The sequence below is a fragment of the Candidatus Bathyarchaeota archaeon genome, from assembly GCA_026014745.1.
Taxonomy (GTDB): domain Archaea; phylum Thermoproteota; class Bathyarchaeia; order Bathyarchaeales; family Bathycorpusculaceae; genus Bathycorpusculum.
In genome coordinates, this window is record JAOZHS010000001.1 from 499,292 (window position 1) to 513,150 (window position 13,859).

The window sequence follows — 13,859 nt, forward strand, 5'->3', positions numbered from 1 at the left end:
GTTCAGTTATTGCAGGAATAAAAAGGCGCTTTTGCCTTCAGAGACCTTGGGGGGGTACCCTTTCCCTTATTTGTCAGTAGTTCCTTTTTTGTTTTTGTCTCTTTGTGTGGGTTTGGCGGTTTACGGTACGCCACAAGATTGCAACGGGGGAAAGCTGCTTTTGGTGGTTACAACGATTTTCAGCGTCTGTTTGGGTGTGGCATAACTGAATTTCTCCACACGCTCAACATAGAAGTATGTTGAAGCCGTCGCCATGTGCGCGTGGCGACATGTAGAAACTGGTTTTCTTCCCACAACAACCAAACCCACCAACAAACAATACTTTTTGATCTACTGTTAAAGCGCCCTCACAAAAATCTGCTGCTTAGTCAAGAAAGCTTGACGAAAACCGTTTTATGCCTAAAACCCCCTCTTCAAAACGAGACACTCTATGAACAAACTGCCCATTGCTGCAACAGCCCTCTTCCTCCTAATTCTGTTACCCTCGACTGTAGCTTCCGCGGCACAGCTTGCTTATCCAAGCGCCTCATGGAACTATGCACCCCTCACCCCAAGAGTCGGCGACCCCGTTACCTTCGATGCATCCGACTCACTCGCATATTGGGCGATAGTGGATTTTGACTGGGACTTCGCGGATGGCACCACCGACAGCGGCGCCGTCGTCACGCATGTTTTTACTCAACCCGGAGAATACTGGGTAGGTATAACGGTAACCGATAACCGCGGCTACAGCGGCACCAGCCAAATGTTAGTAACCGTGGCTGATCAAACCCCCGTAACAGTTTATCTTTCGTTGAGCAGTGAACGAGTTTACATCGGGGAAGACGTTACCTTAAGCGGAAACCTAACTTACAACGGTGACGGTGTGCCCCGCGAAACCATTATTTTTTCAACTAAGACTTATGCTGACTCTGCGGGGTGGGTTGACATAGGAACCACCCAAACTGACGCGTCAGGCGTGTACAAGTTTAACTGGCATACTCAGGAGCCGAAGGGTTATCGGGTCCGCGCCATGTGGGCAGGCAACTCCACTTACACTCAAAGCAGCATCAGTCGTGTCCTCTATGTCATATCCTATGGTGACCTCATAACCGGCTTCCAATCCAACTCTACCATCACTGGATTAAACTTCAACATGACCACCCGCCAATTAAAATTCAATGCAGCAGGCCCCGGCGGCACAAGTGGCTACGTCAACATAACCCTCCAAAAAAGCTCCTTGGTTAATCCCGAAAACCTCACTGTACTCCTCGACAACCAACCCCTACAGTACAGTTTAGAATCCGCCGGTCAAACTTGGAACCTGCATTTCGTCTATACCCATAGCACCCATGATGTGCTCGTCGACTTCACAGGCGCATCCTCACAACAAATTAGTCCACATTCATCTGACCAAGAGGCACCTCAAATATCTGGGTCTTTGTCTATTGTAACTTTGGTCATTATCTCTGGAGTGTTGGTGGCGGGTTTGATTTTAGGATTATTGATTTACCTAAAGAAGAATCATTGAGTGCTGACCGTGGTTTGTCAAGAAATCCTGACTAAACCCGAAGTTTTTACACCATAAATCAGGACAAAAAATTATTTAATTCACCCGCCAAACCCAGTCTTGTGAAAATTAGATGAAAAAAGTCCCACTACTCTTCCCGTTGTTCCTTGCATGTTTGTTGCTTTTCAGCATTAGCTTAGACGCGCAGTGTTTGTCTTTTGCGCAAACGAACGTTCCAACATCCCCCTCAATAAAATCTACTCCGATAACTGTTAATGTCACTATAAACAATGACGGCACCGTAGAACCCTCCACTGCACCTATCGCAAAAACCGGGAACTATTACTATCTGTTATCCCCAATTGTCGGCGCCATCTCTGTATACAAGAGCAATATCGTGTTTGACGGTTCTCAATACGAATTAACCTTTAGTGGTTATCCTAAATTTGGTTTCCAAATGGTTGATGTATTTAATGTGACAGTCAAGAACTTGACGATATCTGGCAACTTCTTGGGCCCTAACCACGGCATTATGTTACTTAATGCATCCAATTGCATGGTTGTTAATAATACCGTAAGAAACATTGGCAGTATCTATGGATTGAACGGTGTAGCTTTTGAGGGGTTATATGTTAGCGGCGGTGGCTCAAACGATATATCTGGCAACGTTTTTGAGAACAACACTTGCGCCATGGTGTTTCGTCAAACCACGCTGAACCGTATCTATCTAAACACTATTAATGACGAATATACTCCATGGAGCGTTTATAGTACCGCCGTTTTTTTCAATGAAGCCTCAAACAACACCATTTACCACAACAACATAAAAAACCACATAGGCGAGTTTATCTCTCATGCTGCCACCACACATTCCATCAACATCTGGGACCTCGGGTTTCCTTCAGGCGGTAACTACTGGGGCGATTATTATACCCGCTACCCCGATGCTGCCGAAATCGACGAATGGGGCATAGCCAACATTCCTTACCTTATAGACTCCGCCAATATTGACCACTATCCCCTAACCGAGCCCTACACTTCCGCCACTTATTTATTACAGACAACCCCCCCGAATTTGTCTCTTGAATCTCCAAGAGACCAAGCCTACAACACCTCAACCGTCGAATTGACGTTTTCTGTTGATAAAGCTACTAACTGGACTGGCTACAGCTTAGACAACCAGCCTATAGTCACCATTTTTGGAAACACTACCCTAGCTAATGTAACCAACGGCATCCACGCTTTCATCCTCTACGCAAATGATAGCTACGGCAACTTGGGTACTTCATCAGTTAACTTCACAGTTGCATTGGCCGACGCTGAAAAAGAGCAACCTTCAGTTTGGTCCTTGGTCGCTGTTGGTGTAGTGGTTGGGGTAGCCGTTGTTTTGGGTTTGATTGTTTACGCTAAGAAACGTCGCCAATAATACCCTTGCCCATTGGGGGGGGGGTTAAGCGTTTATTGCTTAACTTCTTTTATGAGTTTAAACGAGTTCAGAATGTCCTGTAAGCCGCCGAAGAGTGCCGGCGAAGACTCATCAACCGGTATGTAGCTGGCGCTGAGGTAGTAGGCGCGTCCTGCGTAGAGGAAAATCTGGAGCACATTATAAATAGTTACTTTGTTGTTTAGGGGGCTCATAGCCATGCCAATAAAGGCTGCGCTGTTGGCGTTGGGTGAAATTTTAACGCTGTTTGCGTCTACGGTGAAGCCTTGTTGTTGCATCAGGATTTGGTTGACGCCGACGAGGTCTTGTATGCTGGTGAAGGAACCCACGTCTTCCACGGTGACAACTAACATGGGTCGGTACAGTTTTACCATGTTTTTAGACATGATTAGTATCGGTACGTCTCGGACGGGTAGCGCGTACGAGGTGCCCAGTGACGCTATGAATTGGGCTGTTGGTTTCCAGAAGCGCCAGTTGTCGTCAGGTATGGCTATTTGGAATTTGTAGTCGCCTGAATAGAAATTGTTGCCGACAATGCCGTTTTTAGCGTCCGGAGTAGATAACTCTGCGGGCGGTTTGAGGCGTTTCCAAATGTCTTTTCCTACATCGATAATTTCAGGGGTATACTTGAGGCTTTCAAGAATTGCGGATACAGCAACTGCGGCCAAAATCATTAACCACCATTTTTTGCTAACTTGATTCTTGTTTCTGTAGTCTCTACATTAATAAGACTTGCCTAGCTCACACAGATAACCACTAACTTGCTATTCTTTATGGGATGTCTTCTTCGTCAACGTTGAGGAAGACTTTGATGGATGCCATGATCTTCTCAAGCCCCTTCTCAGTCAAAGGCGGATCATAAGGAATACGCAAAACATCCCAGCCCTGCAGCTCCAAGAGATCATCGATTTCTGAATCTTTAGCGATTTGTTTGTCCTTGTTGTGGACAGGGTTGCCGTCGAGGTAGACGATTTTGCGTTTTTCTATCCAGCAGAAGTCAGGTATGGTAGATTTTAGGATAATGGGCTTCTGTGTGACCATGCCACCGGTTAATCCTGCCATGCTGAGAGATTGAAAAACGGCGAGTTCAGCTTGGCTGACTTTGGGGTGCATGTTTGCTTTGTAACTCAAGTTAGCTCACAGATGGAAGCAATGCAACTAGGGGGTTAATAAATTGTATACAAAAAATCGGCTAAAGATGCCGTGTAACTAAAAATAGGCTTGACGGATCGCCTCTGATGGCCCAAGGCGCTAATCAAAAATAGTTCCCTAATCCTTCTTTAGGGGTTGGCGACTTCGCGTCCTGACCACCTGCTGACCCGTCAAGCTTGGGTGTACCTCTTGGATGGCTATTTCTCGCAAAAGAACATCTGTAAAACTTGCTATAAATGCAATTGTGGTTGTGCAGTGATAACAACAAACCTGCTTGCTTAATAAATAAAATGAAAAAATTGCTGTTCAACAATTATGAGTGGTTTAGGCTTGGTCCTTTTTGGGTTTAAACTCCATTGCGGGATACTCTTTAAGTCTATCCGCCATCAAACCAAGTTGTTTTTCAACCAAAAAGTTCACCGTGCCCTCCTCATATGAGCCGTCCGCGTTACGTTGACCCGCCTTAGCTCCAGTGAGCACTTCAATACCTTCATCGATGGTTTTAACCGAGCAGATGCTAAACTTGCCCTCCCTCACCGCGTCAAGAACCTCTTCTTTTAGCATCAAGTTCTGCACGTTGCTCTCAGGAATCATCACGCCCTGCTCACCCGTCAAGCCTTTAACCTTGCAGACTTCAAAGAACCCCTCGATTTTTTCGTTAACGCCCCCAATCGCCTGCACTTCGCCTTTCTGATTCACCGAACCCGTGACCGCTATGTTTTGCTTAATCGGTAAACCACTAAGGGCGGAGAGGATGGCGTAGAGTTCGGTGCTGGATGCGCTGTCACCTTCCACGCCTTCGTAGTTCTGCTCAAAAACCAACCTTGCAGAGAGGCTAAGCGGTTTGTCACGGGCGTATTTGTCGTTTAAGTAGCCACTGAGGATAAGCACGCCTTTGGTGTGGATGGGACCGCCCATTTTTGCTTCCCGCTCAATGTCAATGATTCCTTCGCGTCCAAGCCCAATGCTAACAGTGACGCGGCTGGGTGTCCCGAAGGCGAAGTCGCCTAAGCCCATAACCGATAAGCCGTTGACTTGCCCCACGGTTTGGTCTTTAGTGTCGATAAGGAAGAAGCCGCGGCTTATCATCTCTTGCACTTTTTCTTGGATTAGTTTGGAGCGATAAATCTTTTCTTCGATGGCTTTTTTGACGTGTTCAGCGGTTATGTATTGGTTGTTTTCTTGGTCTGAGTAATAGTTGGATTCGCGGACGATGTCGGCGATGTTACTGAATTTTGTTGAGAGTTTCTGTTGGTCTTCTACGATGCGGCTGCTGTATTCAACGATTTTTGCTAAGCCGCCACTGTTGAGATGTTTTAGTCCCTCGCGTTCACATAGGCCACAGACAAACTGGGCGTATTGGAGCATTTTTTCGTCGGTTCGGGGCATGGTGGTGTCAAATTCTGCTTTGATTTTGAAGAGTTCTTGGAAGTCGGGGTCCATGGTGAAGAGGAGTTGGTAGATGTTGGGGTCGCCGATGAGGATGACTTTGGCGGTTAAAGGTATGGGTTGGGGTTTGAGGGTTTTGACGCTTAAAAACCCGTAGCGTTCTTCGGGTTCTTCGATGGAGAGTCTGCTTTCTTTGATGTCACGTTTCAAACCGTCATAAGAGAGGGGGTTACGGAGAAGGTCCTCAACGGGTACAATGAGGTAGCCGCCGTTAGCTTTGTGGATGGAGCCCGCCCTAATCATGGTGAAGTCTGTGGTGAGGGCGCCGAATTGAGCTTCCTTTTCGGTTCTGCCCAAAAGGTTATGATATGTGGGGTTAGTTTCTACGACTACAGGTGCCCCCGTAGTCTCGGAATTGTCAATGACGACATTAACCGCATATTTCTTGAAGGGCTCCTCTTTTGCCCAAGGCAACGGAAACGGTAACTGCTGCTCCTGTTGCCCCCGCCGACTAAACTGCGAAAGATTGTCCAGAATATCTTTCTCTACTTCTTTCAAGTAGGCGTTTACATCGGGGGCTAATTGATACTTATCGATGAGGCTTTGGACTTGATGACCTATGGCGTAGAGTGCGACTTCTTTGTTGAGTTTCTTTACCGTGTCATGGATTTGGCGTTCCATATCAAGGAGAGTACGCATTGCATTGGTGAATTCTTTTTCAAGTTTTTCCCGTTTCTCGGTGAGGCTGTCTTTGGTTTTTTGGGGCAACGCAAGCATCTCTTCTTCACTTAGCGGTTTGCCGTCCAATATTGGAACAAGCATCAACCCCCCTGGAGTGGTCTGTATCACGAAGCCTTCGCTGCGTGCCTTTGCATTTAACTCATCCACAAGACGTTTCCGTTGATTTTCCAGTCCCTGCAGGGTGGTTTCTCGTTTGGCTTCGTAATCTTCGCTTTCAAAAGCTTTAGGCAAGGCGGTGCGGATGTTTTCGATAAAGTTTTTCATGTCATCGCGGAATTCTTTTCCTTTGCCTGCTGCCAGTTGGATAGCTTTGGGTTCGTAGCTGTTTGTGAAATTGTTGACGTAGCACCAGTCTGGAGGTATAGGCTGCGTTTTGGCTTGGGCTTCCACGAACTGCTTAACTGCGGTTTTTCGTCCTGTCCCAGGATAACCCGCCACGTACATGTTGAAGCCATGGTTTTTTATGCCTAACCCAAACTTTAAGGCGCGAACGGCTCTTTCCTGACCAATAATTTCAGTTGACGGAATCAAGCTTTGGGTTGAATCACAATGTATAAAGTCAACGTCACAGGAATTTCGCAGTTTTTCAACTGGCAGTTTTTCAATCAAAAATTTATCCTCCGTGAAATAGATTACACAAATACACACATTTATCTTTTAACCTATACGTGCAAACAGCAAAAACACAAGAAAATAAAAATCGGGACCGACACTGTCAGGTTAGTTTGAGAAATCTTTGGAGGATTTCGAGGTTTCGCACTTCGGGATGAAACATTACCCCGTAGATTGGTTTTTCTTTGTGTTTGAGGGATTCCACGCAATTTTGGGAGCGGGCTAAAACTTCAAAGGCGCTGGGGGCTTCGACGGAGAAGTTGTGGAGTGCATATGCGTTAAAGGTGCCTTCAAAGAGCGGGTTCTCTTTTGTGGTGGTGATTTCGGTCATGCCGACCTGTAAACATCGACTTAGGGTTTCGCCATAAACCAAGCAGATGGTTTGGATGCCCGCGCATATGCCCAGCACTGGTTGAGTGCACTTCTTTATCCAACTGAATTTTTCGGGTTGCCGCAATGTTTCGTTGTCTTTTAAGGTGGTGCCGCAAAGGATGATTTTGCTATACCCGTTCAATCGTGTGGGGTCAACTTCGGTGAAGTGCTTGACCTCGCAAGCCTCAAAGTTTTCTGCAACTGAGGTAACTGGTGAGACAAACTCGTTATAAGACAACGAGTCTGGTTTCGAGTTCATGTCGACAACCAGAATCATTTGGGCATCAGCCTCGCCTGCTTAATTTGAAAAACGCCGCAGTCGCCTCTCCAATCAATTGCTGAGTCTGTGATTTCGATTTTTTGCTTAAACAAGGGGGCATCAAGCACTGTGGTTTCAATTTCGCCGCCCTCCCCCGACGGGCTAATCCCGTATTTGCCCTGAAGGTCCACAAGCCGCTCAATCACTGCGTTGTCGATGCGTTTGCCCAGCCACGCTGCATCTAGCGGATAAGCAAAAACCCCCGAAATAACCACTACAAATCCGCCCTGTACAAGCGTTTGTAGAAGCTTTTTTTGGTTATGTTTCCATAGCGGGTTGAAGCTCCAGAGGTCAAGTCGGTTGCAGATGCGCTGTACGCGGGAAGCCTGATAGACGGATTCTACTGCTCCCGTGACGACGCCTTCTATGCCGAAGCGGTCTTTAGCCTCAAGGATTGCGTTTTCTAAGTCGACGAGTTCCTCTTCCTTTTGCCCCGCGGTTTCCACCCGAACCAACGGCAGCCCCAACGCATCCGCCTGCAAAGCGGTCCTGTCGATGTTGGGGGTGTGGAACATGTAGCTTTCACGGTTTTTGGAAGCCATAGTGATGAGGCAGGCTACCTGCTCTTTTTCGTTTGCCAAATGCAGGGCAAGTGTAGAATCCTTGCCGCCTGAAAACAACACACCAAGCTTCATGGCTACGACTACAGGGAAACCTGCTTATATTACCACTGCCGCAGATTGAAAAAACCCTAAGAGGGGTAGGGTGCTATTTGTGCAAAAACAAGCCAAAGCATGTTAAAAATGAAGGGAAAGAAAAATAGTTCCCTTTTAGAATTTGACGTTGCAGACGTTGGGGACTGCCTTTAGGTTCGCCGCAATTTCTGGCGTTACGGCTTGATGCAGCACATAGACGGATATGGCGTAGCCGCTGTTGATTTGGCGGCTGTAGTTGGCGCGGATGTTGATGTTGCTGTCGGCAAGCACCTTATCGATGTTGGCGAATACTCCAGGCACGTCTTTATGGTGAACGAAAAGCGTAAAGATTTCTTTTTCTTCAACTTCGATGGATTCGCCTGCGTTGACTGCGTTGGTGAAGTCGCCGCCTAAGAGATAGCTGCTTAGAACGCGTGCCATTTCGGTTGCGGTTTCTTGTTGTGCTTCTACGGTGGATGCGCCGAGGTGGCTGCTTAGGATGACGTTGTCGAGTTCTTTGAGTTTATCTACGAAGGGGTCGTTTTCGGCTTTGGGTTCTTCTTTGTAGACGTCGGTGGCGTAACCGGCGATTTTGCCTTCTTTGAGGGCATTGTATAGTGCTTGTTGGTCGATGTTGTTGCCTCTGCTGGTGTTGATGATGTAAGCGGTGGGTTTCATGATGGCGAGTTCTTTGGCGCCGATGATTATGTCTTTGCCGCCCGTGTGAACGCTGATGTAATCCGCAGCTTTAAGCACGTCTTCTTTTGAGGCGAGGAATTTGATGCCGCTTTCTGGGCAGGGTTTAATGTCAAAGCCCACGACTTCCATGTTAAAGCCAAGTTTTGCGATTTGGGCTACTTTTTGGCCGATTCTACCGCAGCCGATTAAGCCTAACATTTTTCCGTTGAGTTCTCTGCCTTCAAGTTTCTTTTTTATCCAAACTCCATTTTTGAGTGAGTGGTGGGCTTGGGGGGTGTTTCGGGAGATGGCAAGCATTAAGCATATTGCTAACTCTGCAACGGCGTTCGTGCTGCCAAACGGAGCGATTTTTACGACGACGCCATATTCAGAGGCGGCGGCAACATCAATGTTGTCAAATCCAACGCCTGCGCGTCCGATGATTTTGAGTTTTCCTTTGGCGCCTGCCTCGATGACTTCGCGGGTGACTTTGGTGGCGCTGCGAACTACTAGCGCGTCAAAGTTTCCGATTTCCGCGATGAGGCTGGATAAATCACGTTTTTTAGTGTCAGTTTCTATGCCTGCTTCTTGGAAGAGGTTTAACCCTTCTTTTTCTAAACCATCGTTTAAGAGGACTTTCATTGGAAACTTCTCTCCAACGAGAAACAGTCTAATTGTATATAATAAAGTTCTCTAGCCAAACAGGGGCTGTCTATGCTATGCTTTGGGTTTTTTGGTGGGTTTAGCGGTTCGGACGCGGGTGGCGGCGATTTCGTAGTTGTTTTGGATGTGGCAGTAGGGGCATTTGAGTTTACGGTGGTTGCGATTCATGATGGAGGTTATGGTTGCGCCGGGGATCCAGTGGAAGTTAAACGTTTTTTTGCAGTTGGGGCAGGTGAGCCGCGAGGTGTAGTGGGGTCCCCATCTGGGTAGCACAAAAAATAGTATAATGAAGCCTATGGCAACGACGATGGCGAGCACCTGAACGAGGTCTAAGAGCATAGTTTTCCTGTTCTGATTGCGCGGTTTGTTTTATTAAGGTTTAGCTCAATTTCCGATTTTTGATAGTAACTCCCTGTTGAGGAGGTATTATGTAAGGGTCAATTTACCGACTGTCTGCTCACCTATCCTGCCTTTTTAAAAGTAAAGCAACTAACCGAAAACCCGCAGAGCCTTGTTGTCTTAGTGGCTTATCTGTGGGTATGCCTCCAAAGCAACACTATAGCGGCAACCGCTACAACAACCACTGCAGCAATTATTGCAAGTCCAGTTTGCATGCTCAAAAGTGGCGTGGGGTCATTTTGGGGGCTGCTTGTGGGCGCTTCAGTTGGGGTGGGAGTTGCTGCTGGAAGCGTGGGGTCTCGATTTAATTTGGTGAGGTTAACACAGGGTGTGCCATTCACCTTTTCTGTTCCTACAAGAGCGTAGCCGCCATCTGTAGTTTGAATTATGTTTCCGCCAATATCAGTTTGCCACTGCTCCGCGCCATTAGCATCTACCTTAACAAGCCCATTTGCCTGAACAAAAACAAACCCATCATCCGCTGTCTTGATCATTGAATCAATCACTCCCTTCTCATAGTATTGAACCCACTGTTTTACGCCCTCAGCATCTGTTTTTACCAGTGCCCGATATTTGGCGCCGCCCTCAAACCGTAGCCACATAAACCCCGCCAAAGCAAACCCCCCATCACTGGTCTGAACACCGCTACTCAATCCATTCATGTCCTGTTCAACGTAGATTTTGCTCCAGTTCAGAGCCCCCTCTGAATCCAGCTTGGTAAGGTTAAAGTCGTAGTTTTTTGCGATTACGTAGCTGCCATCAGATGTTTGTATAATGGATTTGGGTGGGTCGCTTAATGTTTGATTCCACTCCACGTTACCTGTCTGGTTAGTTTTAAGGAGCCATGTTCGGGTCAGTTCATAGGGCTCGGTTTGTAGGGTTTGGATTCCTACAAGAACATAGCCGCCTTCTTGGGTTTGCATTACACTATGACCAACGCATTCTCCGAGGTCAGAGTAGCTTTTATTCCATTGTTGGTTGCCTGCCGCGTCAAGTTTAACCAAATAGAACGTTTTGTAGTTTGCAACCACCATCGCGTAGCCGTCGTCAGATGTTTGAATGACGTTTTTATTATAACCCGATATTATCAAGGCGTAGTGTTGTTTCCACTGTATTTTTCCAGCTGAGTCAGTTTTTAGCAGAGAAAAATAGCCATCTGAAATGTAGGAGTCGCCACATAATAGCAGGTATCCGCCGTCGTTTGTTTGGAGAATCCAACGCCCATAACCTCGAAAATCTGGGTAGGTTTGGCTCCAAGCAATCGAGGGTGCCTCAACAGAACCATATGCTAGGTTAACGGCTGACAAAACAACAATAACGCTACAGAACAGCGCCAAAAAAGCCGACGCCTTATCATTCATCATTATCAACTGCCCTACGGGAGGTAATACGACGAAAAAATGTTATAAAATTTACGAAACTAGGGCAAAACCAAAAGAAAAGGCAGATTATGCCTTTTTGGCGTAGTTGAGGGCTTCTTCGACGCTTTGGAAGCCGTATTTTACTTGGCTGAATTCTTTTTTGAGCGCCAAAACATCCACCTTCACCTGTGCGGGGGTGCGTTTGCCTTTGATGACATCAATCATTAGGTCGCAGAGGTGTTTGATGTCGCCCTCGCCCATGCCATGCCGCGTGACATCTTGGAAGCCTACACGCAAGCCCGAGGGGTTCTCTTTGGTGCTCTGGTCATCGTAGGGGAGGAGGTTTTTGTTTATGATGATGTTGGCGTCTTCGAGGTCTTGGGCGATTTTGTTGCCGCCGCCAAAGCCTCGGACGTCAAGTGCGATTTGGTGGCTGCGGGTGAAGCCTTTATGTTCGGCTACGACTTTAACGCCGTTCTCATAGAGATACTGACCGGCGATCTGCGCATTTTTGACAATTTGCGCGGCAAGTTGTTGACCGAAAACCTTCATTTCCAAGCAAGCGATACCTAACGCGGGTAATCTGCCAAGGTGCGTGCTGGAGGCACTCAGCGGGAATACGGCGTATTGGATTTTTCGAACCGCCTTCTCTTTTGCGGGGGTGTTGGGGTTGCCCATGATGACGCCGCCCTGCGGACCTGGAAAAGTCTTGTGAGTGGAAGCGGTGATGAAGTCTGCACCTTCCCGTAGCGGGTCTTGGAATTGGCCGCCTGCAATCAAACCCAACACGTGTGCAGCATCGTAGGCGACATATGCGCCGACTTCGTCACAGACTGCCTTGAGTTCTTTTACTGGGTGCGGAAAGAGGAAGAGACTACCGCCGAAGGTGACAATGCCGGGTTTGGCGGCGCGGATGACATAGGCGGATTTGTCGGGATCAATGTTGAATTCGTTAATGTCATAAACATGGTTGATGTTGTCAATGCCTAGAATGCTTCCGGCTAAGCCCGTGTAGTCATGGCTTATGTGCGCCCCACAGCTTAGAGGTGTGACAACCATTTTGTTGTTTTTAGATGCCAACGATAAGCCTTTGAAGGTGGCAGTGTTGGCGTGGGTGCCTGAAATTAAGCGGACATCTGCCCAACTGGCGCAAAAGAGGCTCTTGACCGCGTCAGTTGCGAGGTCCTCTATTTGGCTCATGTATTTTTGGCCCTGATAATACCGCTTTTTAACGTGTCCTTCGGCGTCGTTGTCGCCTTCAGCGTACCGCGTGGCAAGGTCATGGGACATGTCAAGCATTTGGCAAACCGCGGGGCTTTTGATGCCTTCGCTTGCAATCATGTTTATGCATTCTTTGTCGCGGTAGATTTCATGTTTTTTGGATGCGTCGATTAAGTCGGTGATTATTTGGGGCAAGTCATTCATTTTTGGTTCTCCACTGGGTTATCAACGACATTGGGCTTTGATGTATTTAGCCGTTACTGGATGGACAGGTCGGTTCAAGGGTTTGGAGTATTAAATTTGAATCGATTCCCGCTGTTTGGGTTTAGCCGTTTAGAAGGAGTGCTTTTTGTTAAGCTGTCAACTTTGCGCGGTATTTTCCGCAGTATTGGTAGGGTCCGCAGGTGCAGGTTGTGCTTTGGGTGGAGTGTAGGGGGCAGGCGTTTTTTTGGGGGCATCCGCGTAGTCTTTGGAGTAGTTTGGATAGGTGTTTCATGAGTGTGTTTGGTGTTTTTTGGTTTTTAAGGGGTGTTTCGGTTTCGTAATATGTTCTGTTGTGTAGTTGCATAGTCAATATTTTTTAGGTGTGCCTAAACCTTTATATGGTTCCATGGTCATTTTTAGGTAAACCTAAAAACAAGGCTGGAAAGATGGAACAAAAATCAACCCAAGACTACCTAAAAACCGTCTACGGGCTATCCAAAAACGGAGACCTCGTCACCACAACCGCAATCTCCCAAAAACTAGACGTGGCACCAGCCAGCGTCACCGAAATGCTCAAAAAACTAGCCCAAGACGGCTACGTCAACTACTCCCCCTACCACGGAAGCACCCTAACAGACAAAGGACTAGAAGAAGCCCAAAAAGTCACCCGCAAACACCGCCTCCTCGAAAAATTCCTCACCGACGTCCTCCACATCGGCAAAGACAAAGTCCACAGCGAAGCCTGCCAAATGGAACACGCCCTCTCCGACGAAGCAGAAGAATCCCTCTGCCGCTTCCTCAAACACCCCGACACCTGCAGCGACGACCACAAAACCATACCTGCCTGCGATCTCCCTTTCACAAGCTGCGAAGAATGCATACGATTACACAACCAAGGGCTTGAAGAAGTCGGTCGACGCCACAAAAACCTCACAAGCATCCGCGACCTCAAAAGCGGCAAATACGGCAAAATAAGCTTCATCCGAGGCGAACACAAAGTGCTACAACGCCTTTTAGACATGGGGTTGACGCCTGGAACCCGCATACAAGTGGTAAAAGTGGCACCTATGGATGGCCCCGTGGAGGTTGCAGTTCGGGGTTCCAAGCTAGCGTTGGGGCAAGACATAGCCTGCAACGTGTTTGTCGAGGAAGAAAAACCAGCCAGCTAGGAGAATACGCT

At 47.5% G+C, this 13,859-nt stretch carries 14 protein-coding genes; 3 read left to right on the plus strand and 11 right to left on the minus strand.

Going from position 1 to position 13,859, the window contains the following annotated elements:
- Positions 1-120: 120 nt before the first annotated feature.
- Positions 121-255, minus strand: a complete 135-nt coding sequence (locus NWE92_02740) for a hypothetical protein (GenBank protein MCW4028550.1) — start codon at positions 253-255, stop codon at positions 121-123.
- 175 nt (positions 256-430) lie between these two features.
- Between NWE92_02740 and NWE92_02745 the strand changes: the two genes are divergently transcribed.
- Together NWE92_02745 and NWE92_02750 are read left to right on the plus strand one after the other, a co-directional pair.
- Complete coding sequence (locus NWE92_02745; protein MCW4028551.1) at positions 431-1,510, plus strand: PKD domain-containing protein; 1,080 nt, start codon at positions 431-433, stop codon at positions 1,508-1,510.
- A 190-nt stretch (positions 1,511-1,700) separates the two neighbouring features.
- Positions 1,701-2,915, plus strand: a complete 1,215-nt coding sequence (locus NWE92_02750; GenBank protein MCW4028552.1) for a right-handed parallel beta-helix repeat-containing protein — start codon at positions 1,701-1,703, stop codon at positions 2,913-2,915.
- 32 nt (positions 2,916-2,947) lie between these two features.
- Here the strand turns inward: NWE92_02750 and NWE92_02755 are convergent, their stop codons facing one another.
- From NWE92_02755 to NWE92_02800, 10 genes are all read right to left on the minus strand, one after another.
- Positions 2,948-3,607 carry a hypothetical protein gene (locus NWE92_02755; protein ID MCW4028553.1) on the minus strand — a complete coding sequence of 220 codons (660 nt, stop codon included), beginning with the start codon at positions 3,605-3,607 and terminating at the stop codon, positions 2,948-2,950.
- 97 nt (positions 3,608-3,704) lie between these two features.
- A complete protein-coding gene (locus NWE92_02760; GenBank protein MCW4028554.1) occupies positions 3,705-4,064 on the minus strand; it encodes an endonuclease domain-containing protein in 360 nt (119 codons plus the stop codon).
- Positions 4,065-4,409: 345 nt separating this feature from the next.
- Complete coding sequence (locus NWE92_02765; protein ID MCW4028555.1) at positions 4,410-6,824, minus strand: AAA family ATPase; 2,415 nt, start codon at positions 6,822-6,824, stop codon at positions 4,410-4,412.
- A gap of 106 nt (positions 6,825-6,930) precedes the next feature.
- Entirely contained in the window at positions 6,931-7,476 is a 546-nt protein-coding gene (locus NWE92_02770; protein ID MCW4028556.1) for a gamma-glutamyl-gamma-aminobutyrate hydrolase family protein, read from the minus strand.
- The gene (locus NWE92_02775; protein ID MCW4028557.1) at positions 7,473-8,153 is read right to left on the minus strand and encodes a diphthine--ammonia ligase; all 681 of its coding nucleotides are present in this window, start codon (positions 8,151-8,153) and stop codon (positions 7,473-7,475) included. Before NWE92_02775 ends, NWE92_02770 begins: the two co-directional genes overlap by 4 nt.
- 135 nt (positions 8,154-8,288) lie before the next feature.
- Positions 8,289-9,473 (minus strand): ACT domain-containing protein, encoded by a 1,185-nt coding sequence (locus NWE92_02780; protein ID MCW4028558.1) that lies wholly within the window; start codon positions 9,471-9,473, stop codon positions 8,289-8,291.
- A 75-nt stretch (positions 9,474-9,548) separates the two neighbouring features.
- Positions 9,549-9,833, minus strand: coding sequence for a hypothetical protein (locus tag NWE92_02785; protein ID MCW4028559.1), 285 nt, complete (start codon positions 9,831-9,833; stop codon positions 9,549-9,551).
- A gap of 188 nt (positions 9,834-10,021) precedes the next feature.
- A complete protein-coding gene (locus tag NWE92_02790) occupies positions 10,022-11,257 on the minus strand; it encodes a hypothetical protein (protein ID MCW4028560.1) in 1,236 nt (411 codons plus the stop codon).
- 84 nt (positions 11,258-11,341) lie between these two features.
- Positions 11,342-12,679, minus strand: a complete 1,338-nt coding sequence (locus tag NWE92_02795) for a serine hydroxymethyltransferase (protein ID MCW4028561.1) — start codon at positions 12,677-12,679, stop codon at positions 11,342-11,344.
- Positions 12,680-12,827: 148 nt separating this feature from the next.
- Positions 12,828-13,049, minus strand: coding sequence for a hypothetical protein (locus NWE92_02800; GenBank protein ID MCW4028562.1), 222 nt, complete (start codon positions 13,047-13,049; stop codon positions 12,828-12,830).
- A gap of 76 nt (positions 13,050-13,125) precedes the next feature.
- Here NWE92_02800 and NWE92_02805 point away from each other — a divergent pair, with 76 nt between their 5' ends.
- Positions 13,126-13,848, plus strand: a complete 723-nt coding sequence (locus NWE92_02805) for a metal-dependent transcriptional regulator (protein MCW4028563.1) — start codon at positions 13,126-13,128, stop codon at positions 13,846-13,848.
- The last annotated feature ends 11 nt before the right edge of the window (positions 13,849-13,859 follow it).

What these genes read in the sequence shown, in the direction of transcription:
- NWE92_02740 (MCW4028550.1), bottom strand. Translation starts at nt 255, where the DNA reads ATGGCGACGGCTTCAACATACTTCTATGTTGAGCGTGTGGAGAAATTC.
- NWE92_02745 (MCW4028551.1), top strand. Translation starts at nt 431, where the DNA reads ATGAACAAACTGCCCATTGCTGCAACAGCCCTCTTCCTCCTAATTCTG.
- NWE92_02755 (MCW4028553.1), bottom strand. Translation starts at nt 3,607, where the DNA reads ATGATTTTGGCCGCAGTTGCTGTATCCGCAATTCTTGAAAGCCTCAAG.
- NWE92_02770 (MCW4028556.1), bottom strand. Translation starts at nt 7,476, where the DNA reads ATGATTCTGGTTGTCGACATGAACTCGAAACCAGACTCGTTGTCTTAT.
- NWE92_02775 (MCW4028557.1), bottom strand. Translation starts at nt 8,153, where the DNA reads ATGAAGCTTGGTGTGTTGTTTTCAGGCGGCAAGGATTCTACACTTGCC.
- NWE92_02780 (MCW4028558.1), bottom strand. Translation starts at nt 9,473, where the DNA reads ATGAAAGTCCTCTTAAACGATGGTTTAGAAAAAGAAGGGTTAAACCTC.
- NWE92_02785 (MCW4028559.1), bottom strand. Translation starts at nt 9,833, where the DNA reads ATGCTCTTAGACCTCGTTCAGGTGCTCGCCATCGTCGTTGCCATAGGC.
- NWE92_02790 (MCW4028560.1), bottom strand. Translation starts at nt 11,257, where the DNA reads ATGATGAATGATAAGGCGTCGGCTTTTTTGGCGCTGTTCTGTAGCGTT.
- NWE92_02795 (MCW4028561.1), bottom strand. Translation starts at nt 12,679, where the DNA reads ATGAATGACTTGCCCCAAATAATCACCGACTTAATCGACGCATCCAAA.
- NWE92_02805 (MCW4028563.1), top strand. Translation starts at nt 13,126, where the DNA reads ATGGAACAAAAATCAACCCAAGACTACCTAAAAACCGTCTACGGGCTA.